Below are 24,066 nucleotides of genomic sequence, written 5' to 3' on the forward strand. Positions count from 1 at the left end.
GGGCGGGCGGCCGGTCCCGGCGAGGGGCCCGAACCGCGGGGAGGACCCGCTCGCGCCCAGCGGGCGGGCCCGCGCACGCGGCGACGACGGGGTGGTCACGAACATGACACGCGTCACTCCCGCCGGGCCCGCGTGCCAGAATGACCGCATGAGCAACCCCATGGACATCTCCGGGCACAACCCCGCGAAGGAGGACCGGACGCACCGGCCCCCGGTCACGGAGCTGTCCCAGGAGCAGTGCTGGGAGCACCTCTGCAGCGCCCGCTTCGGGCGGATCGCCACGACGGACGGCGACGAGATCGAGATCACCCCCGTCAACCTCGTGGCCGACGACGGGAAGATCTACTTCCGCACCGCCCAGGGCACCAAGCTGCTGCACCTGGTGCTCAACGAGCACGTCGCGGTGCAGGTCGACCACGCCCAGGGCGGGGAGGCGTGGTCGGTGATGGTGCGCGGCACGGCCCGCCGGCTGACCGACCCCGAGGAGACCGCCCGGGTGGACGAGCTCCCGCTGCGGCCGTGGGTGGAGACCACCAAGCCCGAGTACGTGGAGGTGGCCCCCACGAAGGTCACCGGCCGCGTGTTCCGCCTGGGGCACTGACCCGGGGGACTGACCCGGGCGGCGCGGGGGCGCCGCGGCACTTGTAGCCTGGTGCGGTGGCACAGCACCGGATCCTCTCCCACTACGTCTTCGCCCCACTGCCCGACCCCGCGGCCGTGATGCTCTGGCAGCGCACCCTGTGCGAGACCCTGGGGCTGCGCGGGCGGATCCTGGTGTCCCCGCACGGGCTCAACGGCACCGTCGGCGGTGAGGTCGGGGCGCTCAAGCGGTACGCGCGGGACACCCGCACCCACCCGGCGCTGCGGGGCGTGGCACTCAGCTGGTCGGACGGCTCGGCCGAGGACTTCCCCCGGCTGTCGGTCAAGGTCCGTGACGAGCTCGTCTCCTTCGGCGCCCCGGACGAGCTCGAGGTGGACGAGCACGGCGTGGTGGGCGGCGGGACGCGGCTGAGCCCGGACGGGGTCGACCGCCTGGTGGCACGGCGCGGCGAGGACGTCGTGTTCTTCGACGGGCGCAACGCCCACGAGGCGCGGATCGGGCGCTTCCGCGGAGCCGTGGTGCCGGACGTCGCGCACACCCGCGACTTCGTGGCCGCCCTCGACTCCGGGGCCTACGACCACCTCAAGGACCGGCCCGTGGTGACCTACTGCACCGGCGGCATCCGCTGCGAGGTGCTCTCCGCGCTGATGCGCCGCCGCGGCTTCGACGAGGTCTACCAGCTCGACGGCGGCATCGCGGCGTACGGCCGCGAGCGCGGGGACCGGGGCCTGTGGGAGGGGTCCCTGTACGTCTTCGACCGGCGGATGCACGTGCAGTTCACCCCGGAGGCCGTGACGATCGGGCGCTGCGACCGGTGCGGCGCGCCCGCCAACCGCTTCGTCAACTGCGCGGACGGCTCCTGCCGCGCCCTCTTCCTGGCCTGCCCGGCCTGCCGCGGGGAGCACCCTGCGGCAACCTGCCCGGCGGGGTGCGGCAGCACGCCCGGCGGCACCCCGCCCCCCGCCCTGCTCCCGCACGGCGCGACCACGCCCGGACAGGAGCACTGACATGGTCCCGGACAGCCCCGACGTCGCCCCCGCCTTCTCCCGGGTGCCCGGCACCCCCGTCTCCGACGATCCGCGCCGGCTGGCCGCCCTGCACGGCGCCCTGCGCGGCAGCGGCTTCACCCACGACCGCGTGGCCGGGCTGCTGGGCGCGGCCGCGATGGACGCGCTCGCCCGCGACCAGGCCGTGCCCGCCCTGCGGGTGCTCGAGCCGGTGCTCGGCACGCCCGGGCACCCGGACCGCGGGACGGCGGGACTGGTCGTCCTGTTCCTGCTGGGCCGCGCCGTCCCGGCCGAGGTGCTCGCCGCCTCGGCCGTCGACCCCGAGGACCTGGTCGGACTGGGCCTCGCGGAGCAGATCCGGGACGGGCTGCGCTCCACGGTGGACCTGCGGCCCCACGCCGCCGACGACGGGACCGAGCTCTACGTGGCGAGCGACCTGGGCGAGTCCCAGCGCCCCGGCGTGCTGCGCCGCGACCACGTGCTGGGCATCGGGCAGGCGTCGCTGACGCTGGCGCAGACCACCGACCGCCGGCCGGTGGGGCGGGCGCTGGACGTGGGCACCGGCTGCGGCATCCAGACCTTCCACCTGCTCGCCCACGCCCGGCACGTGACCGCCACCGACCTCTCCGACCGGGCCCTGGGCTTCACGCGGTTCAACCTGCTGCTCAACGCCGAGGCCCTCGCCCTCGACCCGCAGCGGCTGGAGGACCGGGTGAGCCTCCGCGCGGGCTCCCTGCTCGAGCCCGTGGCCGGGGAGCGGTTCGACCTGGTGGTCTCCAACCCGCCGTTCGTCATCACCCCCCGCGCCCCGGGGGAGACCCCGGCGGACCGCTTCACCTACCGCGACGGCGGCCTGGCCGGGGACCGGATCGTGGCCGACCTCGTGCGGGCGCTGCCCGGGGTCATGGCCCCGGGTGCCACCGCGCACCTGCTCGGCAACTGGGAGGTCCTCGCCGCCGATGACGCCGCCGGGGAGCCCGTGCCCGTCGCCGAGCGGTGGATGCACCGGCCGCAGCGCTGGGTGCCCGAGAGGATCGACACGTGGTGGATCCAGCGGGAGCTGGCCGGTCCGGAGGAGTACGCCGAGACGTGGCTGCGCGACGCCGCCGAGTCCCGGGACCCTGAGCACTACGAACGGGCCTACCGGGCCTACCTCGAGGACTTCGCCGCCCGCGGGGTCGAGGCCGTGGGCTTCGGGATGATCCGGCTGCGCCGACCGCACGCGCCGCGCCCGCACGGCGGGGCACTGCGCCGCTTCGAGCACGTCCCGCACCCGGTGCAGCAGCCGCTCGCCCCGGCGCTGGCGGCCGCGTGGGCGCGCGCCGACTGGCTCGCGGAGCACCCGCAGGACTGGCCGGACGCCCACCTGGTCGCGGCCGAGGACGTCACGGAGGAGCGTCACCAGCGCCCCGGCGCAGAGCACCCGGGGGTGATCCTGCTCCGGCAGGGGGCGGGGCTGCGCCGGACCACGGTGCTCACCAGCGAGGCCGCGGGCTTCGCCGGCGCCTGCGACGGCGAGCTGAGCGCCCGGCAGATCCTCGCCGCGCTCGCCGCGCTGCTGGAGTGGGCCGGGGACGAGCGGGAGCGGCTCACGGAGGAGGTCCGGCACCTCGTGCTCGACGGCTTCCTCGTGCCGCTCGAGCAGCCACCGGCCTGACCTCGGGCCCGGACGGATGTGGGCGGATGAGCACGGGACGCCGGGGCGTCGCGGGTGGAAGGATGAGGGCATGAGCATCGGAGACAACCTCAACCCCATCAAGACCCTGGACAAGGACACCGTCTGGCAGCTGCTGGCCGAGCACCCGTTCGGCCGCCTGGCCGTGGAGGCCGCCGGGCTCGTGGACATCTTCCCGGTGAACTACGTGGTGCACCAGCACAAGCTGTACTTCCGCACGGCCCAGGGCTCCAAGCTCTCCAGCCTGATCGTCAACGACCAGGTGGCCTTCGAGATCGACGAGGTCACGGACGACGACGTGGTGCGCTCCGTCGTGGTGCACGGCCGGGCCCGCCGGCTGGAGACCCGCGCGGAGATCGAGGCCGCCGAGGAGCTGCCGCTGAAGCCGTGGGCGCCCACGCTGAAGTACAACTTCGTGGTCATCGACGTGGAGACCGCCACCGGACGCGAGTTCACGATCGCCGAGGAGCCGGAGCACTACCCCTCCTGAGCCGGCGGCCCGGCCACGGGCCCGACCGCGCCGGCGGCCGCCGGCGTCCCCCGTGTCCTCCGCGGCGCGAGGGACGCCGCCGGCGACACGTTATGGTGGAGCGCAAGGCGGGCCGGACGACGCCCGCCCGTCCGACCCGACGTCCAGCAGCGCCGCGTCCCGCGGCCTGCGCGGACCGCAGCAAGGAGTACCGTGCCAACGAAGGCCACCCAGAGCCCGGGAACGGGCAAGAGCCTGCTCATCGTGGAGTCCCCCTCCAAGGTCAAGACCATCGCCGGGTACCTCGGCGACGCCTACGAGGTGGAGTCCTCCATGGGGCACATCCGTGACCTCCCGCAGCCCTCGGAGCTGCCGGCGGAGCTCAAGAAGGGGCCCTACGGCAAGTTCGCGGTGGACGTGGAGCACGGCTTCGAGCCGTACTACGTGGTGAACCCGGACAAGAAGAAGAAGGTCACCGAGCTCAAGCGCAAGCTCAAGGAGGCCGACGCCCTCTACCTCGCCACCGACGGCGACCGCGAGGGCGAGGCCATCGCCTGGCACCTGCTGGAGGTGCTCAAGCCGAAGGTCCCCGTCTACCGGCTGACCTTCCCCGAGATCACCCGCGAGGCCATCGAGCGCGCCTTCGGGGAGCTGCGCGAGCTGGACCAGGACCTGGTCGACGCGCAGGAGACCCGGCGGATCCTGGACCGGCTCTACGGCTACGAGATCTCCCCGGTGCTGTGGCGCAAGATCGCCTCCGGCCTGTCCGCGGGCCGCGTCCAGTCCGTGGCCACGCGCCTGGTCGTGGAGCGCGAGCGCCAGCGCATGGCCTTCGTGCCCGCCGACTACTGGGACCTCAGCGGGACCTTCGCCCGCACCGACGGCGAGGACGCCGGCACGGCCTTCAGCGCGCGGCTGTCCTCCGTGGACGGCAAGCGGGTGGCCGGGGGCCGGGACTTCGGCGACGACGGCGCGCTCAAGGGTGCGGCCGGCAAGCTCGTGCACCTGGACGAGACGGCGGCCCGGGACCTCGCCGCCGGGCTCGAGGACGCCGCGTTCGCGGTCCGGTCGCTGGAGACCAAGCCCTACACCCGCCGCCCGGCCGCGCCGTTCACCACGTCCACGCTGCAGCAGGAGGCCGCCCGCAAGCTGCGGTTCACCTCGCGCACCACGATGCAGGTGGCGCAGAAGCTCTACGAGAACGGCTACATCACCTACATGCGCACCGACTCCGTGGCGCTGTCCGACCAGGCGGTCTCGGCCGCCCGGCGGCAGGCCGCGGAGCTCTACGGCTCCGACGCCGTGCCGGGCTCCCCGCGCGTCTACAGCTCGAAGTCGAAGAACGCCCAGGAGGCGCACGAGGCCGTGCGCCCCGCCGGGGACTCCTTCCGGACGCCGAACCAGGTCCGCGGGGAGCTCTCCGCGGACGCCTACCGGCTCTACGAGCTGATCTGGAAGCGCACCGTCGCCTCGCAGATGGCCGACGCCAAGGGCTCCACGGCCACCGTGCGGCTCGGGGCGACCTCGTCCTCCGGGCGGGACGCCGAGTTCTCCGCGTCCGGCACCGTCATCACGTTCCGCGGCTTCCTCGCCGCCTACGAGGAGGGCCGCGACGAGGAGCCGGCCGAGGGCAAGGACGGGGACAAGCGGCTGCCGCGCATGGCGGAGGGCGACCGGCTCGAGGCGACCGACGTCGCCGCGGACGGCCACCGCACCTCCCCGCCCCCGCGCTACACGGAGGCGTCCCTGGTCAAGGTCCTCGACGAGCTGGGCATCGGGCGGCCGTCGACCTACGCGGCCGTGATCTCCACGATCATGGACCGCGGCTACGTCCGGGTCCGGGGCTCGGCGCTCATCCCGTCGTGGACGGCGTTCTCCGTGGTGCGCCTGCTCGAGGAGCACTTCTCCGACTACGTGGACTACGACTTCACGGCCGAGATGGAGGAGGGCCTGGACCGCATCGCCCGCGGGGAGGAGGACAGCACCGACTGGCTGCAGGACTTCTACTTCGGCTCCCAGGAGCACGAGAACGGGCTCAAGCCCATCGTCGACGACCTCGGCGAGATCGACGCCCGCGCGGTGAACTCCATCCCCGTCACCGACACCATCACCCTGCGCGTGGGCAAGTTCGGCCCCTACCTCGAGGTCGCGGGCGCGGTGGACCCCGGAACGGGCGAGATCACGGAGCCGATCCGCGCGAACGTGCCGGAGGACCTGGCCCCGGACGAGCTGACGCCCGAGAAGGCCCGCGAGCTCATCGAGACCGGCAAGGCCGACGGCCGGGAGCTCGGCCGGGACCCGGGCACCGGGCGGGCCATCATCGCGAAGGACGGCCGCTACGGCCCCTACGTCACCGAGGTGATCCCCGAGCCCACCGCCGAGGAGCTCGCGGCCCAGCCGGTCGAGTACTACAAGAACGGCAAGCCGAAGCCCCCGAAGAAGCCGGTCAAGGAGAAGCCGCGCACGGGGTCGCTGCTGTCCTCGATGACCCTGCAGGACGTGACCCTCGAGGACGCGCTGAAGATCCTGTCCCTGCCGCGGACCCTGGGCACCGACGCCGAGGGCAACGAGATCACCGTGCAGAACGGCCGCTTCGGCCCCTACCTCAAGAAGGGCTCCGACTCCCGCTCCCTGCAGTCCGAGGAGCAGCTGTTCACGATCACCCTCGAGGAGGCGCTGCAGATCTACGCCCAGCCCAAGCAGCGCGGGCGGGGCACCGCCAAGCCGCCGCTCGCGGACCTGGGCACCGATCAGATCACGGAGCGGCCCATGGTGATCAAGGACGGGCGCTTCGGGCCCTACATCACCGACGGGGAGACGAACGTGACGGTCCCCCGCGGGGAGACCGTGGAGCAGATCACCCCGGCGCGCGCCAGCCAGCTGCTCGCCGAGAAGCGCGCCCAGGGCCCGGCGCCCAAGCGCGCCGCGCGCTCCACCGCCAAGGCCCCGGCCAAGTCCACGGCCGGCAAGTCGGCAGCGGGGAAGTCCGCAGCCGGGAAGTCGGCAGCAGGGAAGTCCCCGGCCGCGAAGAGCGGCACGCGGAAGAGCACGGCCGGGAAGCCGGCGACGGGCCGCCCCGCCCGCGCCGGGACCAAGGGCTGAGCCGCCCCGCGCCGCGGGACGGACACGGAACTCGAAGGAGCACCACGGCATGCGTCTGGGAGTCCTCGACGTCGGATCGAACACGGTCCACCTGCTGCTGCTGGACGTCTACCCGGGCTCCCGGCCCGAGCCGTACGCGTCCCACAAGCTGGCCCTGCGGCTCGTGCAGTACCTGGACGAGGACGGCAACATCTCCGACGCCGGCCGGGACGCCCTGACCTCCTTCGTGATCGAGGCCCGGGACTTCGCGGTGGACAACGCCGCGGAGGACTTCCTGGCCTTCGCCACCTCCGCGATCCGCGAGGCCGGCAACGGGGCCCAGGTGCTGGACCACGTGCAGTCCCGGTCCGGGGTGACCCTCACCGAGCTGGCCGGGGACCAGGAGGCGGCCGTCACCTTCTTCGCGGTGCGCCGCTGGTTCGGCTGGGGGGCGGGCACCGTCCTGGACCTCGACATCGGCGGCGGGTCCTTCGAGATGGCGCTGGGCGACAACGCCCTGCCCGCCGTGGCGACCTCCGTGCCGCTGGGCGCGGGGCGGCTCACCCGCACGTTCATCGCCGGTGACCTCGCCACGCCCCAGGAGATGAAGGCCCTGCGCAAGCACGTGCGCCGGGAGCTCAAGCCCGCCGTCGCGAAGGTCCGGGCGGCCGGGGAGCCCACCTGCGTGGCCGGCACGTCGAAGACCTTCCGCTCCCTCGCCCGGATCTGCGGGGCCGCCCCCTACGCCATGGGGCCCTACGTCCCGCGGATCCTGCACCTGGAGGACCTGCGGCTGTGGACCCGGCGGATGGAGGCGATGACCCCGGACGAGCGGGCCGAGATGCCCGGGGTCTCGCCCGCCCGGGCCCGGCAGATCCTGGCGGGCGCGGTGGTGGCCGAGGCCGCCATGGACGCCTACGGGATCGACTCGCTGCGGATCTGTCCGTGGGCCCTGCGGGAGGGGCTGATCCTGCGCCGTCTGGACCAGCTCAGCAGCCACGCCGACGTCCGCACCGTCGACCCCCGGCACCTGGTGGGGGCGGCATGAGCGAGCAGCAGGGCTCCGCCGCGGAGCCGTACCGGGCGCACGTGGCGCTGTCCACCAGCTCGCTCTACCCGCTCGGGGTCCCGGAGACCTTCGAGGCGGCCGTGGAGCTGGGCTACGACAGCGTGGAGGTGCTCGTCACCCACGAGCGGATGAGCCAGCTCAACCACCAGCTGCGCGACCTCGTGCAGCGCCACCAGCTGCCCATCTCCACCATCCACGCCCCCACCCTGCTGCTCACCCAGCAGGTCTGGGGCAAGTCGTGGACCAAGATCCAGATGGCCGCGGCGCTCACCGAGCAGGTCGGCGCGGAGGTCGTCGTCGTGCACCCGCCCTTCCGGTGGCAGCGCAAGTACGCCTCGAACTTCGTGGAGGGCGTGCGCGTGGTCTCGGAGGCCACGGGCGTGAAGATCTCCGTGGAGAACATGTACCCCTGGCGGGTGCGCGGGCGCGACACCGTGGTCTACGCCCCGCACTACAGCCCGCTCGGGCAGGACTACGACTGGGTGACGTGGGACTTCTCCCACGCCGCGACCGCCCGGATGGACTCCCTCGCCGCGATCCGGGAGCTCGGCCCCCGCCTGGGCCACGTCCACCTCACGGACGGGTCGGGGGAGACCACCGCGGACGAGCACCTGCTGCCCGGCCACGGCGTGCAGCCGGTCGCCGAGTCGCTCCAGCACCTCGCCGCCACCCGGTGGCAGGGGGTGATCGGGGTGGAGGTCTCCACCCGCCGCTCGACGAGCACCGAGGAGCGCACCCAGTGGCTCGCCGAGTCCCTGGACTTCGCCCGCCGCCACACGACCCCCGCCGAGGACGCCCCGGCCGAGGACCCCCCGGCCGAGGACCCCCCGGCCGACGGGGCACCGGCCGACGAGGCCCCGGGCGGCTGACGTCCGCCCCGAACCGACCCATCCCCGCTTCGAGAGGACCCCACCGACCATGACACCTGTGCTCGCCTTCCTGGGCTGCGGCTCCATGAACGGATCCATCCTGCGGGGGGTGCTGGCCTCCGGCGTGCCCGTGGAGCAGGTCCGGGCCACCGTCCGCTCCGCCGAGAGCGCGCACCGGCTCCAGGAGGAGACGGAGGTGCGCCCGTACGTCACCGGGGAGGACCCCGAGGCCAACCGCCGGGCCGCCCGCGAGGCCGACGTCGTACTGCTCGGCGTGAAGCCGGTCGGCATCCTCGAGCTCGCCCGCGAGATCGCCCCCGCCCTGCGCCCGGGCACCGTCGTGGCCTCCGTGGCCGCCGGCATCTCGGTCGGCGCCCTCGAGCAGGCCCTGCCCGCCGGACAGCCGGTGGTGCGGACCATGCCCAACACCCCCTCGAGCGTGGGCCGCGGCGTCGTCTCGGTGACCCCGGGCGCCGCCACCACCGCCGAGCAGACCCGCGCCGTGCGCCGGGTGCTCGAGGCCGTCGGCACCGTCGTGGAGGTCCCCGAGGACCAGGTCGACGCCGTGACCGGGGTCTCGGGCTCCGGACCGGCCTACGTGTTCCTCCTGGCCGAGGCGATGCAGCAGGCGGGGGAGCGGATGGGGCTGCCGGCCGACGTCGCCCGGGTGCTGGCCAAGGAGACCGTCTCCGGCGCCGGTGAGCTGCTGCGCCCGGCCGAGGCCGACCCCGCGGCGCTGCGCCGGGCCGTGACCAGCCCCAAGGGCACCACGGACCGGGCGATCACGACCTTCCAGGAGAACGGCTTCGAGGACCTCGTCGCCGCCGCCGCGCAGGCCTCGGCCGACCGCTCCGCGGAGCTGACCCGGGAGTTCAGCGCCGGCTGAGCCCCGCGCCGCCCCCGGACCCGGGCGCGCCGTGCCCCCTGCGCCGGCCCGCCCGGGGCCCGCCCGGGTCCGGTCAGGGCCGGGCGGCGAAGCGCTCCAGCAGGTCCACGTGCCCGGAGACGATGAGCAGGTCCCGGGAGGTCACCTTCGTCTCGGGACGGGCGTAGGTGAAGTCCTCCCCGGGCGACTTCACGCCCACCACCGTCACGCCGTACTTGGAGCGCACGTGGGCCTCCCCGAGCGTGAAGCCCTGCACCTCCCGCGGCGGGTGCATCTTGACGATGGCGAAGTCGTCGTCGAACTCGATGTAGTCCAGCAGCCGGCCCGAGACCAGGTGCGCGGTGCGCCGGCCGGCGTCGGCCTCGGGGAAGATCACGTGGTGGGCGCCGATGCGGGAGAGGATCTTGCCGTGGGCCGGGGTGATGGCCTTCGCCCAGATGCGGCTCACGCCGAGGTCCACGAGGTTCGCCGTGATCAGCACGCTGGACTCGATCGACGTGCCGACGCCCACCACCGCGGAGTCGAACTCGGCGGCGCCGAGCTGGCGCAGCGCGTCGATGTCGGTGGCCTCGGCCTCGACCACGTGGGTGAGCTGGCCCGAGAGCTTCTGCACCAGCTGCGCGTCCCGCTCCACGCCCAGGACCTCCCGCCCCTGCCGGGCCAGCTGCAGGGCCGTGGCCGTGCCGAAGCGGCCGAGACCGATCACCAGGACGGGAACGCTGTGGGACGAACGGTCAGCCAATGATCGGCCTTTCCTCGGGGTACTTGTACAGACGGCGGCGCGAGCGCAGCGCCAGCGCGGCGGCCACGGTGGTGGTGCCGATGCGGCCCACGAGCATGATGACGGACAGGACGTACTTTCCCTCCGGCGGGAGCTCGCCGGACAGGCCCACGCTCAGCCCGCAGGTGGCGTAGGCGGAGATCACCTCGAACAGCACCCGGTCGAGGGGCTCCTCGGAGATCTCCACGATGATCCCGCAGCCGACCAGGACCACGGTGGCGCCCATCATGATGACCGAGATCGCGATGCGCAGCGCGTCCTCGGGAATGGTGCGGTAGAAGGCGATGACCGACCGGTCGCCGCGGGCCTCGGCCAGGATCGCCAGGAACACCACGGCGAGCGTGGTGACCTTGATCCCGCCCGCCACGGACGCGGGGCCGCCGCCGGCGAACATCAGCGCGTCCGTCATGAGCAGCGTGACCGGCTCCAGGCTGTTCATGTCCACCAGGTTGAAGCCGCCGGAGCGGACCATGACCGAGTGGAAGAACCCCTCGAACACCTTCTGCGTCACGGGCCGCCCCTGCAGGGTGTCCGGGTTGGACCACTCGAAGGCCAGGAACAGCGCCCAGCCGACGAACAGCAGGATCGTGGTGGTCACCACGACCAGCTTCGTGTTGAGGTTCCACCGGGAGAAGCGCAGACCCGTCTGCCGCAGGACGAGGACCACGGGAAACCCCAGGGAGCCGAGGAAGACGCCCAGGGCGATCGGCAGGAGGATCAGCGCCGCGTCCGTGTAGGGCACGAGCCCGTCCGAGTGGGGCGTGAACCCGCCGTTGTTGAAGGCGGAGACCGCGTAGAACGCCCCGTGCCACAGGGCGGTGAGGAAGGGCTCCCCGACCAGCAGGAAGCCGATCGTCAGGACGGCGGCCAGGACCGCCTCGATCACGACCGACATCACCACGATGACCTGCAGCAGCGAGCCCACCTCGCCGAGGCGCCCGATGTTCAGCGCCTCCTGCGTGATCAGCCGGGACTTCAGGCCCAGCTTGCGGCCGATCGCCAGGGCCAGGATCGAGGTCATGGTCAGGGTGCCCAGGCCGCCGATCTGCATCGCGATCAGGATCACGAACTGCCCGAAGAAGGACCAGTTCGTGGCGGTCGGGACCGTGGTCAGCCCGGTCACGGTGACGGCGGAGGTGGCGGTGAAGACGGCGTCCTCGAGCTCCGTGTCCACCCCGGGCGCGGACGAGACGGGCAGCCACAGCAGGAAGGAGAACAGGGTCACGACCGCGGCGAAGGAGATCACGGCGAGGCGGGCGGGGGAGCCGGCCGCGATCCGGTCCACGAGGTCGCGCAGCGAGGTCAACAGCCAGAAGCGGCCCCGCTCCTCGCGGGACACCCAGGACCGGTGCTGCAGGTTGCTCACGGGCCCTCCTCCTGTGTCCGGGCCGCCCGGCCCGGACGGCGTCGGCCGCGGCGCGTGCCCCGGCCCGAGACAGTATCGCACCCACGGCGCGGCGTGCCGTCCCGCGGGTGTAGGTTATCGCCCATGCCCTTGGAAGAGGCCCTGCTGCGGGCCCGGGTCCGCCGCCTGACCCACGCCTCCAGGCCCCGCCGCAGACGCCCCCGGGCGTCCCGGCGGAGCACCGACCCGCGCGAGGTCACCGCGGCGCGCACCGCCCAGCTGATCATCGGCGCCTTCGCGACCGCACTGGTCGCCGGCACCGTCCTGCTGCTGCTCCCGGTCGCCCGCGTCGGCCCCGGTGGGGCCTCCTTCATGGAGGCCTTCTTCACCGCGACCTCGGCCATCTGCGTGACCGGGCTGATCGTGGTGGACACCCCCACCTACTGGACCCCCTTCGGGCAGGCCGTGGTCCTGGCCCTGATCCAGATCGGCGGGTTCGGGGTGATGTCCTTCGCGACCGTGCTCGGGATCCTGCTGGCCCGCCGGCTCGGCCTGACGGCCCGGATCATGAGCTCGACCGAGACCAAGAGCCCCGGCTACGGGGACATGCGCCGGGTGCTGCTGCGCGTGCTGGTCACCACCCTGGTGATCGAGACGCTCGTGGCCGCCGCGCTCGCCCTGCGCTTCGCCGCCGGCTACGGCTACGGGGCCGGACAGGCCGTCTGGCACGGGGTGTTCCACGCCGTCTCGGCGTTCAACAACGCCGGGTTCGCCCTGTACACCCTCTCGATCATGGACTTCGCGACCGACCCCTGGATCAACCTGCCGCTCATCGCCGCGGTGATCCTGGGCGGGCTCGGCTTCCCGGTGCTCTACGAGCTGCGCCGGGAGTGGCGCCGGCCGCGGCGGTGGAGCATGAACACCCGCATCGTGCTGTTCGCCACCGTGGTGCTGCTCGCCGCCGGCACGGTCTTCCTGTGCGCGGTGGAGTGGGCCAACCCCGCCACCCTCGGCCCGATGCGGGCGGACGAGAAGCTGCTGGCCGGCTTCTTCCAGTCGACCATCGCCCGCACCGCCGGGTTCAACAGCATCGACATCTCCGCCATGCACCCGGTGTCCTGGCTGGGCCTGGACCTGCTGATGCTCGTCGGCGGCGGGCCGGCCGGGACCGCGGGCGGCCTGAAGGTCACCACGTTCGTCGTCCTGGGCTTCATCGCCTACACGGAGGTCACCGGCGGCTCGGCGGTCAACGTGCTGGGCCGGCGCCTGTCCCGCTCGGTGCAGCGCCAGGCCACCACGGTGGTGGTGCTGGCCCTGGGCGCGGTGGCCACCGCCACGATGGTGCTGATGCTGCTGCACGAGGACATCGGCCTGGACCGGCTGCTGTTCGAGGTGATCTCCGCCTTCGCCACGGTGGGCCTGTCCACCGGGATCACCGCCGCGCTCTCGCCGGCGGGCCAGGGAGTGCTCATCGCCCTGATGTTCCTGGGGCGGCTGGGACCCATCACGGTGGCCACCGCCATGGCCGCCCGGCCGCGCAGAGCCCTCTACGAGCTGCCCAAGGAACGCCCGCTGATCGGCTGATCCCCGTTCCCCCACCCCCGCCCCGACACCTCCAGGAGGTCCCCGCATGTTCCCCACCCGCCCGGCCAGCACCGCGCGACACCCCTCCGGCCGCCGGACACCCGGCACGGTGGCCGTGATCGGCCTGGGCCGCTTCGGCGCCGCCCTCGCCCTGGAACTGATGCACAACGGCGCCGAGGTGCTCGGCGTCGACACCGACGAGAGCGTGGTCCAGGAGCTCAACGGGCAGCTGACCGCCGTGGTGCGCGCCGACGCCACCCAGGAGCAGCTGCTGCGCCAGCTGGGGGTCGACGAGTTCGACAAGGTCGTCGTCGGGATCGGCTCGGACGTGCAGGCCAGCATCCTGGTCGCCTCCCGGCTGCTGAAGTTCGGCCACCCGGAGATCTGGGCCAAGGCCATCACCGGTCCGCACGCCGAGATCCTCGAGCAGCTCGGGGTGCACCACGTGATCAGCCCCGAGCACGACATGGGCGTGCGCTCCGCCCACCTGATCCAGGGCCGGGTGCTCGACTTCGTGGTGATCGACGACGGCTTCGCGCTGATCCGCTGCCCCGCTCCCGAAGCGGTCCAGCAGCGCCCCCTGGACGCGCTCAACCTCCGCCGGGCGCACGGGGTCTCCGTGGTCTCCGTGCGGCGCCCGGGAGAGGCCTGGGAACCGGCCGAGCCGGGGACCGTCCTGTACGAGACCGACCAGATCCTCGTCATCGGGCCCACCCGGAAGGTGCAGGCGTTCAGCGACCTCGACTGAGCGTGCGGGGACGCGGCCCGGGCGGACACATTGGGCCGCGGCGCCGCGGGCCGGCGGCGGGGCGACGGCGCGAGTGGTCTAATGGCCGTGTGACTCCTGCTACATCCGGGCCCGGCGCCCCGCGCCCCACGCGACTGTTCTGGGGCCCCGCCCTGCTCGAGTACGACTTCGGGCCCCACCACCCGATGCACCCCTCCCGGCTCGAGCTCACGCAGCGCCTCGTCCAGGAGTTCGGCCTCGACCGCCGGGCCAACGTCACCGTGGAGGCCCCGGAGGTCGCCCCGGACGACGTCCTGCGCCTCGTCCACCCCCAGCACTACCTGGACTCGGTGCGGGCGGTCGGCGCGGACCCCTCCCTGGAGATCCCCGAGTGCGGCCTCGGCACCGAGGACACCCCGGCCTTCCCCCGGGTGCACGAGGCCAGCGCCCGGCTGGTGGGCGGCACCTACCAGGGCGCCGCGGCCCTCCTGACGGGGGACGCGGTGCGCGCCGTGAACTTCGGGGGCGGGATGCACCACGCCCACGCGGAGCGGGCCAGCGGCTTCTGCATCTACAACGACTGCGCCGTGGGCATCCAGCACCTGCTCGAGCAGGGCGTCCGGCGGGTGGCCTACGTGGACGTCGACGGCCACCACGGGGACGGGACCCAGTCGATCTTCTACGACGACCCCCGGGTGCTCACCATCTCGCTGCACGAGACCGGCCTGGCCCTGTTCCCGGGCACCGGCTTCGCCAACGAGACGGGCCGGGGGGCCTCCGAGGGGTACGCCGTCAACGTCGCCATGCCCGCCACCGCCGACGACGCCATGTGGCTGCGGGCCTTCGACGCCGTGGTCCCGCCGCTGCTGCGCCAGTTCGCCCCCGAGGTCCTGGTCAGCCAGCACGGCTGCGACTCCCACTTCGCCGACCCGCTCACCCACCTGCGGGTCAGCGTGGACGCCCAGCGGCAGACCGCCGTCGCACTCTCCGGGCTCGCCGACGAGCTGTGCGAGGGCCGGTGGATCGCCACGGGCGGGGGCGGGTACAACTGCCACGACGTGGTGCCCCGGTCGTGGACGCACCTGGTCGCGATCGCCGCCGGGCACCCGGTGGACGTGGGCGCGGCGGTGCCGCAGCCGTGGCGGGACCACGTGCGCGAGCGCTACGGGGCCGAGGCGCCGCGGGTGATGGGCGACGAGGTGGACCTGTGGTGGCGTTCGTGGGAGGTCGGCTTCGACCCCAACGACGAGACCGACCGCACGATCATGGCCACCCGCAAGGAGGTCTTCCCGCAGTGGGGGCTGGACCCGTGGTTCGACTGAGCCCCGAGCCCGCGGCTGCCGGCGAGCGGGGGAGCCAGGTGGACGTGCCGCTGCCGGGTGCCGCCCGCCAACGCGTTTACAGTGATCGGATGGGCAACAACGACGTGTTCGCGGTGATCGCCGACAAGACCCGGCGGGGGATCCTCACTGTGCTCAAGGACGGCGAGCGGCCCGTGGGGGACCTCGTCGAGGAGCTGGGCGTCTCCCAGCCCACCGTCTCCAAGCATCTGAAGATCCTGCGCGAGGCCGGTATGGTGTCCATGGAGGCGCAGGGGCAGCGGCGGCTGTACGCCGTACGGCCCGAGCCCCTCGCCGAGGTGACCCGCTGGATCCACGAGGTCACCGGCGACGCGGTCCAGCAGCGGGCCGCACCGGAGCCCACCGCACCACGACCGACCGTACCGGAACCGGGCGCGGCGCCCGGGACCGCCGCGGCCGCGGCGGACGAGCCCTTCACGAGCGCCCCGGAGGAGCTGGTGGTCACCGCCCCGGCGCTCCGGGAACCGGGCCCGGAGCTGCTCATGTCCGAACCTCCCGGGGCCGAGCCGTCCGCGGCCGGGCGTCCTGCCGGCGGGACGCCCCGGCGCCCGGCCCGAGGGGCCGGGGCCCGCGCCGCGGACCTCCTGGCCGGTCTGCCCGGCCTGCGCCGCCGCCCCCGGCACCCGCGGCGGTGACCGGCTCCACCCTTCCGACCAGCACGAGGAGCACGATGCACGAGGACCTGTATCCCATCCGTCAGGCCGTCCTGGCCCGCAACCCCGGTGAGGTGGAGTTCCACCAGGCGGTGGACGAGGTCTTCGACTCCCTCGGCCCCGTGGTGGCCCGGCACCCCGAGCTCCTCGAGGCCGCCGTGCTCGAGCGGATCTGCGAGCCGGAGCGCCAGATCATCTTCCGGGTCCCGTGGACCGACGACGAGGGCCGCGTGCACATCAACCGCGGCTTCCGCGTGGAGTTCAACTCCGCGCTGGGGCCCTACAAGGGTGGACTGCGCTTCCACCCGTCCGTCTACCTGGGCATCGTGAAGTTCCTGGGCTTCGAGCAGATCTTCAAGAACGCCCTCACCGGCATGCCCATCGGCGGCGGCAAGGGCGGCTCGGACTTCGATCCCAGCGGGCGCTCCGACGCGGAGATCATGCGCTTCTGCCAGTCCTTCATGACCGAGCTCTACCGCCACATCGGCGAGTACACGGACGTCCCGGCCGGCGACATCGGCGTCGGCGGGCGCGAGATCGGCTACCTGTTCGGCCAGTACAAGCGCATCACCAACCGCTACGAGTCGGGCGTGCTCACCGGCAAGGGGCTGAGCTGGGGCGGGTCCCTCGTGCGGACCGAGGCCACCGGGTACGGCACCGTCATGTTCGCCGAGGAGATGCTGCGCACCCGCGGGCAGTCCTTCGACGGGCAGACGGTGCTGGTCTCCGGGTCCGGCAACGTGGCGACCTTCGCGATCGCCCGGGCCCAGCGCCTGGGGGCCACGGTGATCACCGCCTCCGACTCCGGCGGCTACGTGGTGGACCCCGACGGCATCGACCTGGAGCTGCTGCGCCAGATCAAGGAGGTCGAGCGCGGCCGCATCTCGGAGTACGCCGAGCGTCGCGGCGGGCGCGCCCGGTTCATCGCCAAGGGCTCCGTGTGGGACGTCCCCGGCACCGTGGCCCTGCCGTGCGCCACCCAGAACGAGCTGGACGGCTCCCACGCCAAGAAGCTGCTGGCGCACGGCGTGGTGGCCGTGGCCGAGGGCGCCAACATGCCCTCCACCGGCGAGGCCACGCGGATGTTCCAGGAGGCCGGGGTGCTCTTCGGCCCCGGCAAGGCGGCCAACGCCGGCGGCGTGGCCACCTCCGCGCTGGAGATGCAGCAGAACGCGTCCCGCGACTCGTGGACCTTCGGGTACACGGAGGAGCGGCTCGGGCAGATCATGACGTCGATCCACGACCGGTGCGCCGAGACGGCCGAGGACTACGGCATGCCCGGCAACTACGTGGCCGGCGCCAACATCGCCGGCTTCGTCAAGGTGGCCGGCGCCATGATGGCCCAGGGCCTCATCTGATCCGCGCCGGGTCCGGCTCCGGCCGGGCCCGGCGGTCCCACCCGTCCGCACTTCCGACACGTCCGGACCCGCGACCGCCCCACGGAGGGCCGCGGTGGACCTACCCTGGAGACTATGGCAACGCATCGACAGGTCCTGCAGTGGCTGGAGAACGAGCTGTTCGACGGCCATCTCGTGCTGGGCCAACAACTGCCCTCGGACCGCGACCTCGCGGCCATCCACCGCGTGTCCCGCAACAACATGCGGGAGGCGCTCAAGACCCTGGAGGCGCAGGGGATCGTCCGTCTCTTCGACGGGCCGCGCAAGTCGATCCTGCCCATGCTGGTCCGGGAGCCGGCGGCGTCCGCCGGTCCCGCCCTGCAGCTGCACATGGCCACCTCGGACTACCCGCTGCGGGACATCGTGCAGACCCGGGTGCTGCTCGAGACCTGGGCGCTGGAGCGCTCGGACCCCCGGCACCCGGCCATGGCCGAGCTGCGGGCGCTGCTCGAGCAGATGGGCCGGGACGACCTCTCGCTCAAGGAGTTCCACCACCTCGAGGTGAGCTTCCACATCGCGCTGTGCAAGACCGCGGGCAACACGGTGGTCTCCGCCCTGATGTCCTCGCTGCGGGACTCGATCTACGAGTACACGATGGCCCTCGTGGGCCACGTGCCCCTGTGGAGCGCCACCTCGGAGCGGCTGCGCGCCGAGCACCAGGCGATCTACTCCGCCGTGGAGGCGGGCGACCGCCGGCTCGCGGCGCGGCTGGTGGCCGAGCACATCGAGTACCAGTACCGCGAGGCCGGCGTGGACCCCGACCAGGAGCAGCGCACCCCCGGCCCCGCCCCGGACGCGCCGGCCGACCCGGCCGTGCCCGTCGCCACGGGGGAGCTGCCGGTGCACGCCGGGGAGCAGCCCGGCGGCCCGTCGGAGGTGCCGCGCAGCGCCTGAGACCCGTCCACCGGGCACGAATACGGCAATTTCCCTGCGAGACGGTAGGGTGTCAGTGAACGTTTGCCCGGCCGTTCCCGTCCGAGGGCCGGCACCCCGGTTCCCGCCTGTCGCGGAGTCCCCGGGGAACACCACCGAGACATGAAGATGCGAGGGATCCTATGGGTTCAGTGATCAAGAAGCGCCGCAAGCGGATGTCCAAGAAGAAGCACCGCAAGCTCCTCCGCAAGACCCGTCACCAGCGCCGCAACAAGAAGTGACCCGGCGCTGACACCGCCCGCGGGGCCGCCGTCCTCTCCAGGACGGCGGCCCCGCGGCGTTGCCGGGCCCATCCCGGAGACCGGCGCCGGGGTCGGGGCGGGCCGTAGCATGGACCCATGAGCTCCCCGACGCCGCCGGCCGTGACCCTGCTGACCCGCCCGGGGTGCCACCTCTGCGAGGCGGCCCGGGAGTCCGTGGACCGGGTCACCTCCGCGCTGGGCCTGGGCTGGGCCGAGGTGGACGTCGACGGCGACCCCGAGCTGGCCCGCCGGCACGCGGAGGAGATCCCGGTGCTGCTCGTCGACGGCGTGCCCCGCGACTTCTGGCAGATCGACGAGCGCCGGCTCGCCCGGCTGCTGCGCGAGCGTCTGGCCGGCTGAGCCGGGCCCCGTTTTGGGGCCCGCCGCGCCCGTCTGGGATCATGGGGGGCATGCCCTCCTCGACCGTCCACCTGCTGCGCCACGGCCAGGTCCTCAACCCGGACCGCATCGTCTACGGACGGCTCCCCAGCTACGGCCTCACCGAGCTGGGCGCGCGGATGGCCGAGGCCGCCGCCGCCGAGCTCGCCCGCCGTGTGAACGACGGCTCGCGCATCGTCCACCTCGTCTCCTCCCCGCTGCAGCGGGCCCGGGAGACCGCCGCGCCCGTGGCCCGGGAGCTGCGGCTGCCGGTGCACCCGGACGAACGGGTGATCGAGGCCCACAACCACTTCGAGGGCCTGCACGTGGACGCCCTCGAGCTGCTCAGACCGGGGCACTGGCCGCACCTGCGCAACCCGCTGGCCCCCTCGTGGGGGGAGCCCTACCGCCGTCAGGTCGCCCGCATGGCCGAGGCCGTGCTGGAGGCCGGTCGCACGGCCGTGGAGCGCGGCGGGGACGGCGCCGAGGCCGTGGTGGTCTCCCACCAGCTGCCGATCTGGCTCACCCGGCGCTCCGCCGAGGGCCGTCCCCTGCCGCACGACCCGCGCCGCCGGCAGTGCAACCTCGCCTCCCTGACCTCGCTGGTGTTCGACGACCTCGACGCCGGGCGCCCGCCCCGGGTCGAGTACCGCGAGCCCGCCGCCGCCTACTATCCAGGGGTCAACCAGCTTCCCGGTTCATAATGGCGGGGCGCCGCCGCCGTCCCCGTCCCGTCCAGAGCACCAGGTGATCCGTCCGTGACCTCCCGTCCCTCGTCCGCCTCCTCCCGTCCGTCCCGCCGCCGCGTGCTCTCGCTCGCGGGCCTGGGCGTCCTCGGGCTCGCCCTCGCCGGGTGCACCGAGGAGGACTCGCTGGCCCAGCAGGCCAACTCCGGGGACCAGAAGGGCTACATCGCCGGCGACGGCACCGTCTCGGAGTACGCGGCCGGGGAGCGCGGGGAGCCCGTGCAGTTCGAGGGCACCCTGTTCGACGGCACCGTGGTCTCGGCCGAGGACCTCCGCGGGGCCCCCGCGCTGCTCAACTTCTGGTACGCCGGGTGCGCCCCGTGCCGGGTCGAGGCCCCCGACCTCCGGGAGCTCGCCGAGCGCTTCGACGGCCGGGCCGCCTTCTACGGCGTGAACCTGCGCGACGAGCAGGCCACCGCGGAGGCGTTCGAGCGCACCTTCGAGATCCCCTACCCCTCCTTCGAGGACAAGGACGGGGGCGTGCTGATGGCCCTGAGCGCCTACGTGCCCCCGCAGGCCGTGCCCACCACGCTGGTCCTCGACGCCGAGGGCCGGGTGGCCGCCCGCATCCTCGGCATCGCCGAGCGCTCCGTGCTGGAGACCCTGCTCGAGGACACGGTGGCCGAAGCGGCATGACGGCCGGCAACCCGTTCGCCGAGATCGTCCTCGACGGCTCCCTCCTCGTCGCCCTGCCCGTGGCCCTGCTCGCCGGACTGGTCTCCTTCGCCTCCCCGTGCGTGCTGCCGCTCGTGCCCGGCTACCTGGGCTACGTGACGGGCCTGACCGGCGCGGACCTGCAGGACCAGCGCCGCGGCCGGGTGCTGGCCGGGATCAGCCTGTTCGTGCTCGGCTTCTCGGCCGTGTTCCTGCTCATGTCCGTGCTGCTCGCCCAGCTGGGCGCCTACGCCTGGTTCCTGGGCCAGAGCTGGATCACCGTGGTCCTCGGCGCGCTGGTGGTGCTCATGGGCGTCGTCTTCCTCGGCGGGGTGTCGTTCTTCCAGCGGGACCGCAAGATCGAGCGCCGCCCCCCGCCCGGTCTGTGGGGCGCCCCGCTGCTCGGCGTCACCTTCGGCCTCGGCTGGGCGCCCTGCATCGGCCCGACGTTCGCCGCCGTGCAGGCGCTCGTGTACGTGGACGGCGCCTCGGCCGGGAAGGCCGCCGTGCTCACGGTGGCCTACTGCCTGGGCCTGGGGGTGCCCTTCCTGCTCCTGGCCCTGGCGCTGCGCCGCGGCATGGGGGCCATGGGATTCTTCCGCCGGCACCGCCTCACCATCCAGCGCGCCGGCGGGGGTCTCCTCGTCCTGGTCGGGCTGCTCATGATGACGGGGGCGTGGACCGCGTTCGTCTCCTGGGTGCAGGCCGAGCTCGTCACCGACTGGGTGATGCCGATCTGAGCACCTCCGGCACCCCGTCCCGCCCCGACCACAGAAAGACCGACATGAGCACACCAGCGCCTCCCTCGTCGGGTCCCGCCGCGCCCACGGAACCGCCCCGCGGGCGCTCCTCCGACGCCGAGCTCCCCGCCCTGGGGCCCCGCGGCATGGCCCGGTGGGCGTGGACGCAGCTCACGAAGATGAACACGGCCCTGTTCCTGCTCCTGCTGCTGGCCGTCGCGGCGGTGCCCGGCTCGATCTTCCCGCAGCGCATCCAGGACCCGGCGGCCGTGCAGGACTACCTGGACAACAACCCGGTCCTGGGGGAGTGGCTGGACCGGCTGCAGTTCTTCGACGTGTTCTCCTCGGCCTGGTTCTCCGCCGTCTACATCCTGCTGTTCGTCTCCCTCGTGGGCTGCGTGCTGCCGCGCGCGGCCAAGCACTGGCGGGCCTGGCGGGCCGAGCCGCCGCGCACCCCGCGGCGGCTGGAGCGGCTGCCCGAGCACCGCGCGCTGACGCTCGGCGGCCGCGACGGCGCCGAGGCCCCGGCCCCCGACGACGTCGTCGCCGACGCGGCCCGGCTGCTGAAGAAGCGCGGCTACCGGGTCGCGGTGCGGGACGCCGGCTCGGCCGCCCCCTCGGTCGCCGCCGAGCGCGGGATGTGGAAGGAGGTCGGCAACATCGTCTTCCACCTGGCGCTGCTGGGCGTGCTGGTCTCCGTGGCCGTCGGGTCCCTGTTCGGCTACAAGGGCCAGCGGGTGGTCGTGGAGGGCGAGTCCTTCGTCAACACCCTCATCGGCTACGACTCCTTCACCCCCGGCACCAACTACGACGCCGACTGGCTGGAGCCGTTCTCGGTCCGGCTCGACCGCTTCGAGGCCGAGTTCAACCGGGACACCACGAACCCGCGCAACTACGGGGCGCCGCTGGACTTCACCGCCGAGGTCACCGTGCAGGACGAGCCCGGGGCCGAGCCGCGGGAGGAGGTCCTGAAGGTCAACCAGCCGCTGAACGTGAACGGCGTGAAGAGCTACCTCGTGGGCAACGGCTACGCCCCGGTGATCCGGGTGACGGACGGCAACGGGGACGTCGCCTTCGAGGGCCCCGTGGTGACCGTCCCCTCCGACGGCGTGTACACCTCCTCGCTCGTGCTCAAGGTCCCGGACGCCCGGCCCGACCAGCTCGGCTTCGTGGGGCTGCTCCTGCCCACCGCCGTGGGCGGGGAGGGGGAGATGCCCCGCTCGGTGGACCCGGGCCTGGCCAACCCCCGGCTCATCCTCTCCGCCTACCACGGGGACCTGGGCCTGGACACCGGCGCCCCGCAGAACGTGTACGTGCTCGACGTCGAGCAGCTCACCGAGCTCAACGCCATGACCAACGAGAACGGCGCGATCACCCTCGACGCCGCGAACCCCGTGCACGAGCTGCCCGACGGCAAGGGCACCGTGGAGTTCCTCGACGTGAAGCGCTACGTGGGCCTGGACGTCCACTACGACCCCGGCAAGACGGGCGCCCTGGTCTCCTTCGTGCTGGCCTTCACGGGGCTGCTGATGTCCCTGTTCATCTCCCGCCGCCGCGTCTGGGTGCGGGCGGCGCGGGGCACGGACGAGGACGGCCGGGGCTGCACGGTGCTCGAGTACGGGCTGCTGGCGCGCGGCGAGGACCCCCGGCTCGCGGCCGAGGCCGAGCGGCTGGGCGAGCTGTGGACCGGGCAGTGGGAGTCCGCCGGCGTGCAGGACCGGGAGACCGCGGGGCCCGCCCCCGCCCGGGCCGGCTCCGAGCCGGCGTCCGGGAACGAGTGAGAGGATGAGCGGCATGACCGTCAACGAGACCCTGGGCGCCTGGAGCGAGCTGTTCATGCTCCTGGCCGCCATGACCTACCTGGTCAGCTTCGTCGCCTTCGCGTGGGACATGGCCGCCCACTCCAAGACCCTGCGCGGCACGGCCGAGGCCGAGGACCGCGAGCTCGTCGGCGCCGCGACGGCCGGGGCGGGGGCGCAGGACGCCGCCGAGCCCGCCGACGCGCGGGCCGGGCACGGGGCCGGCCACCGCGGGCGCGGCTACCGCACGGGTGCCCGCTCCGCGCTGGCCGGGCACGTGGCCGACGAGCAGATGCGCTACACCGGGGAGCGCCGACCCGCGGCGCGCGTGGCCGTGGCCGTCATGGTCCTCGCGTTCCTGGTCCACGCCGCCGCCGTGGTGAGCCGGGCGTTCGCCGCGGGCCGGGTGCCCTGGGGCAACATGTACGAGTTCTGCACCACGGGCGCCCTCGTCGTCGCCGGGGTCTACCTGCTGGCCCTGCTCGCCCGGGACCTGCGCTTCGTGGGGACCCTCGTCTCCGGGCTCGTGGTGATCATGCTCTGCGCGGCGACGATCGGCTTCCCCACGCCCGTGGGCCCGCTGCAGCCCGCCCTGCAGTCCTGGTGGCTGGTGATCCACGTGTCCATCGCGGTGGCGGCCTCCGGCGTGTTCACCATCACCTTCGCCATGGCCGTGCTGCAGCTGCTGCAGGCCCGGCGTGAGCGGGCGATCCTGGCCGGGCAGGCCCCCGGCATGGACTTCCTGCGGATGGTCCCGTCCGCCCAGGCGTTGGAGAACCTGTCCTTCCGGCTCAACGCGGTCGGCTTCGCCTTCTGGACCTTCACCCTCGCCGCCGGGGCCATCTGGGCCGAGCAGGCGTGGGGCCGGTACTGGGGCTGGGACACCAAGGAGGTCTGGACCTTCGTGATCTGGGTGGTCTACGCCGCCTACATGCACGCCCGCGCGACCCGCGGCTGGACCGGCACCCGCTCGGCGTGGCTGTCGATCGCCGGGTACCTGTGCATCATCTTCAACTTCACCGTGGTCAACACCCTCTTCGCCGGCCTGCACTCCTACGCCGGCGTCTAA

At 73.4% G+C, this 24,066-nt stretch carries 23 protein-coding genes; 21 read left to right on the forward strand and 2 right to left on the reverse strand.

What is annotated here, in order from left to right:
- Window positions 1-148: 148 nt before the first annotated feature.
- The 8 genes from ABL57_RS17050 (at window position 149) to proC (ending at window position 9,657) form a co-directional block, all read left to right on the forward strand.
- Window positions 149-601, forward strand: a complete 453-nt coding sequence (locus ABL57_RS17050) for a pyridoxamine 5'-phosphate oxidase family protein (RefSeq protein ID WP_238986104.1) — start codon at window positions 149-151, stop codon at window positions 599-601.
- A gap of 56 nt (window positions 602-657) precedes the next feature.
- On the forward strand, window positions 658-1,608 hold the full coding sequence (locus ABL57_RS17055) for a rhodanese-related sulfurtransferase (RefSeq protein ID WP_047804678.1): 951 nt from the start codon (window positions 658-660) through the stop codon (window positions 1,606-1,608).
- Between the two features lies 1 nt (window position 1,609).
- Entirely contained in the window at window positions 1,610-3,265 is a 1,656-nt protein-coding gene (locus tag ABL57_RS17060) for a methyltransferase (RefSeq protein ID WP_047804679.1), read from the forward strand.
- Window positions 3,266-3,335: 70 nt separating this feature from the next.
- On the forward strand, window positions 3,336-3,773 hold the full coding sequence (locus ABL57_RS17065; RefSeq protein WP_053005083.1) for a pyridoxamine 5'-phosphate oxidase family protein: 438 nt from the start codon (window positions 3,336-3,338) through the stop codon (window positions 3,771-3,773).
- Window positions 3,774-3,965: 192 nt separating this feature from the next.
- Complete coding sequence (gene topA, locus ABL57_RS17070; RefSeq protein WP_047804680.1) at window positions 3,966-6,854, forward strand: type I DNA topoisomerase; 2,889 nt, start codon at window positions 3,966-3,968, stop codon at window positions 6,852-6,854.
- Between the two features lie 49 nt (window positions 6,855-6,903).
- Entirely contained in the window at window positions 6,904-7,881 is a 978-nt protein-coding gene (locus tag ABL57_RS17075) for a Ppx/GppA phosphatase family protein (RefSeq protein WP_047804681.1), read from the forward strand.
- Window positions 7,878-8,771 carry a sugar phosphate isomerase/epimerase gene (locus ABL57_RS17080; RefSeq protein WP_082157526.1) on the forward strand — a complete coding sequence of 298 codons (894 nt, stop codon included), beginning with the start codon at window positions 7,878-7,880 and terminating at the stop codon, window positions 8,769-8,771. Before ABL57_RS17075 ends, ABL57_RS17080 begins: the two co-directional genes overlap by 4 nt.
- Before the next feature lie 49 nt (window positions 8,772-8,820).
- Window positions 8,821-9,657: a pyrroline-5-carboxylate reductase gene (gene proC, locus ABL57_RS17085; RefSeq protein WP_047804682.1), complete on the forward strand. Its 837-nt coding sequence runs from the start codon at window positions 8,821-8,823 to the stop codon at window positions 9,655-9,657.
- A 73-nt stretch (window positions 9,658-9,730) separates the two neighbouring features.
- On the opposite strand, the gene ABL57_RS17090 is transcribed toward proC, so the two are convergent.
- Both ABL57_RS17090 and ABL57_RS17095 read right to left on the reverse strand, forming a co-directional pair.
- Window positions 9,731-10,399: a TrkA family potassium uptake protein gene (locus ABL57_RS17090; protein WP_047804683.1), complete on the reverse strand. Its 669-nt coding sequence runs from the start codon at window positions 10,397-10,399 to the stop codon at window positions 9,731-9,733.
- Entirely contained in the window at window positions 10,392-11,795 is a 1,404-nt protein-coding gene (locus ABL57_RS17095; RefSeq protein WP_047804704.1) for a TrkH family potassium uptake protein, read from the reverse strand. The genes ABL57_RS17090 and ABL57_RS17095 overlap by 8 nt, the downstream gene beginning before the upstream one ends.
- Before the next feature lie 132 nt (window positions 11,796-11,927).
- Between ABL57_RS17095 and ABL57_RS17100 the strand changes: the two genes are divergently transcribed.
- The 13 genes from ABL57_RS17100 to ccsB all read left to right on the forward strand — a co-directional run bounded on the left by ABL57_RS17100 (window position 11,928) and on the right by ccsB (window position 24,066).
- Complete coding sequence (locus tag ABL57_RS17100) at window positions 11,928-13,367, forward strand: TrkH family potassium uptake protein (protein ID WP_238986105.1); 1,440 nt, start codon at window positions 11,928-11,930, stop codon at window positions 13,365-13,367.
- Window positions 13,368-13,413: 46 nt separating this feature from the next.
- Complete coding sequence (locus ABL57_RS17105) at window positions 13,414-14,115, forward strand: TrkA family potassium uptake protein (RefSeq protein WP_047804684.1); 702 nt, start codon at window positions 13,414-13,416, stop codon at window positions 14,113-14,115.
- A gap of 89 nt (window positions 14,116-14,204) precedes the next feature.
- On the forward strand, window positions 14,205-15,416 hold the full coding sequence (locus ABL57_RS17110; protein ID WP_047804685.1) for an acetoin utilization protein AcuC: 1,212 nt from the start codon (window positions 14,205-14,207) through the stop codon (window positions 15,414-15,416).
- Window positions 15,417-15,505: 89 nt separating this feature from the next.
- Window positions 15,506-16,090 (forward strand): helix-turn-helix transcriptional regulator, encoded by a 585-nt coding sequence (locus ABL57_RS17115; RefSeq protein ID WP_047804686.1) that lies wholly within the window; start codon window positions 15,506-15,508, stop codon window positions 16,088-16,090.
- A 35-nt stretch (window positions 16,091-16,125) separates the two neighbouring features.
- On the forward strand, window positions 16,126-17,466 hold the full coding sequence (gdhA, locus tag ABL57_RS17120; protein ID WP_047804687.1) for an NADP-specific glutamate dehydrogenase: 1,341 nt from the start codon (window positions 16,126-16,128) through the stop codon (window positions 17,464-17,466).
- Between the two features lie 114 nt (window positions 17,467-17,580).
- Window positions 17,581-18,399 (forward strand): FadR/GntR family transcriptional regulator, encoded by an 819-nt coding sequence (locus ABL57_RS17125; protein ID WP_047804688.1) that lies wholly within the window; start codon window positions 17,581-17,583, stop codon window positions 18,397-18,399.
- 161 nt (window positions 18,400-18,560) lie between these two features.
- Window positions 18,561-18,659 carry a 30S ribosomal protein bS22 gene (locus tag ABL57_RS21450; RefSeq protein WP_005504750.1) on the forward strand — a complete coding sequence of 33 codons (99 nt, stop codon included), beginning with the start codon at window positions 18,561-18,563 and terminating at the stop codon, window positions 18,657-18,659.
- A 117-nt stretch (window positions 18,660-18,776) separates the two neighbouring features.
- Complete coding sequence (locus ABL57_RS17130) at window positions 18,777-19,040, forward strand: glutaredoxin family protein (protein ID WP_047804689.1); 264 nt, start codon at window positions 18,777-18,779, stop codon at window positions 19,038-19,040.
- Window positions 19,041-19,090: 50 nt separating this feature from the next.
- The gene (locus ABL57_RS17135; RefSeq protein ID WP_075872614.1) at window positions 19,091-19,762 is read left to right on the forward strand and encodes a histidine phosphatase family protein; all 672 of its coding nucleotides are present in this window, start codon (window positions 19,091-19,093) and stop codon (window positions 19,760-19,762) included.
- A gap of 54 nt (window positions 19,763-19,816) precedes the next feature.
- A complete protein-coding gene (locus ABL57_RS17140; protein WP_047804691.1) occupies window positions 19,817-20,440 on the forward strand; it encodes a TlpA disulfide reductase family protein in 624 nt (207 codons plus the stop codon).
- Window positions 20,437-21,198, forward strand: a complete 762-nt coding sequence (locus ABL57_RS17145) for a cytochrome c biogenesis CcdA family protein (protein ID WP_047804692.1) — start codon at window positions 20,437-20,439, stop codon at window positions 21,196-21,198. The genes ABL57_RS17140 and ABL57_RS17145 overlap by 4 nt, the downstream gene beginning before the upstream one ends.
- Window positions 21,199-21,242: 44 nt before the next feature.
- Window positions 21,243-22,979 (forward strand): cytochrome c biogenesis protein ResB, encoded by a 1,737-nt coding sequence (locus ABL57_RS17150; RefSeq protein ID WP_238986106.1) that lies wholly within the window; start codon window positions 21,243-21,245, stop codon window positions 22,977-22,979.
- Between the two features lie 13 nt (window positions 22,980-22,992).
- Window positions 22,993-24,066: a c-type cytochrome biogenesis protein CcsB gene (gene ccsB / locus ABL57_RS17155; RefSeq protein ID WP_047804693.1), complete on the forward strand. Its 1,074-nt coding sequence runs from the start codon at window positions 22,993-22,995 to the stop codon at window positions 24,064-24,066.

It is taken from the genome of Kocuria sp. SM24M-10 (genome assembly GCF_001027955.1).
Taxonomy (GTDB): Bacteria; Actinomycetota; Actinomycetes; order Actinomycetales; family Micrococcaceae; genus Kocuria; species Kocuria oceani.

Coding starts and splice junctions, on each gene's coding strand:
- ABL57_RS17050 (WP_238986104.1), top strand. CDS start 149: ATGAGCAACCCCATGGACATCTCCGGGCACAACCCCGCGAAGGAGGAC.
- ABL57_RS17060 (WP_047804679.1), top strand. CDS start 1,610: ATGGTCCCGGACAGCCCCGACGTCGCCCCCGCCTTCTCCCGGGTGCCC.
- ccsB (WP_047804693.1), top strand. CDS start 22,993: ATGACCGTCAACGAGACCCTGGGCGCCTGGAGCGAGCTGTTCATGCTC.
- ABL57_RS17150 (WP_238986106.1), top strand. CDS start 21,243: ATGAGCACACCAGCGCCTCCCTCGTCGGGTCCCGCCGCGCCCACGGAA.
- ABL57_RS17065 (WP_053005083.1), top strand. CDS start 3,336: ATGAGCATCGGAGACAACCTCAACCCCATCAAGACCCTGGACAAGGAC.
- ABL57_RS17105 (WP_047804684.1), top strand. CDS start 13,414: ATGTTCCCCACCCGCCCGGCCAGCACCGCGCGACACCCCTCCGGCCGC.
- ABL57_RS17135 (WP_075872614.1), top strand. CDS start 19,091: ATGCCCTCCTCGACCGTCCACCTGCTGCGCCACGGCCAGGTCCTCAAC.
- ABL57_RS21450 (WP_005504750.1), top strand. CDS start 18,561: ATGGGTTCAGTGATCAAGAAGCGCCGCAAGCGGATGTCCAAGAAGAAG.
- ABL57_RS17100 (WP_238986105.1), top strand. CDS start 11,928: ATGCCCTTGGAAGAGGCCCTGCTGCGGGCCCGGGTCCGCCGCCTGACC.
- ABL57_RS17130 (WP_047804689.1), top strand. CDS start 18,777: ATGAGCTCCCCGACGCCGCCGGCCGTGACCCTGCTGACCCGCCCGGGG.
- ABL57_RS17115 (WP_047804686.1), top strand. CDS start 15,506: ATGGGCAACAACGACGTGTTCGCGGTGATCGCCGACAAGACCCGGCGG.
- ABL57_RS17080 (WP_082157526.1), top strand. CDS start 7,878: ATGAGCGAGCAGCAGGGCTCCGCCGCGGAGCCGTACCGGGCGCACGTG.
- ABL57_RS17075 (WP_047804681.1), top strand. CDS start 6,904: ATGCGTCTGGGAGTCCTCGACGTCGGATCGAACACGGTCCACCTGCTG.
- gdhA (WP_047804687.1), top strand. CDS start 16,126: ATGCACGAGGACCTGTATCCCATCCGTCAGGCCGTCCTGGCCCGCAAC.
- ABL57_RS17145 (WP_047804692.1), top strand. CDS start 20,437: ATGACGGCCGGCAACCCGTTCGCCGAGATCGTCCTCGACGGCTCCCTC.
- proC (WP_047804682.1), top strand. CDS start 8,821: ATGACACCTGTGCTCGCCTTCCTGGGCTGCGGCTCCATGAACGGATCC.
- ABL57_RS17125 (WP_047804688.1), top strand. CDS start 17,581: ATGGCAACGCATCGACAGGTCCTGCAGTGGCTGGAGAACGAGCTGTTC.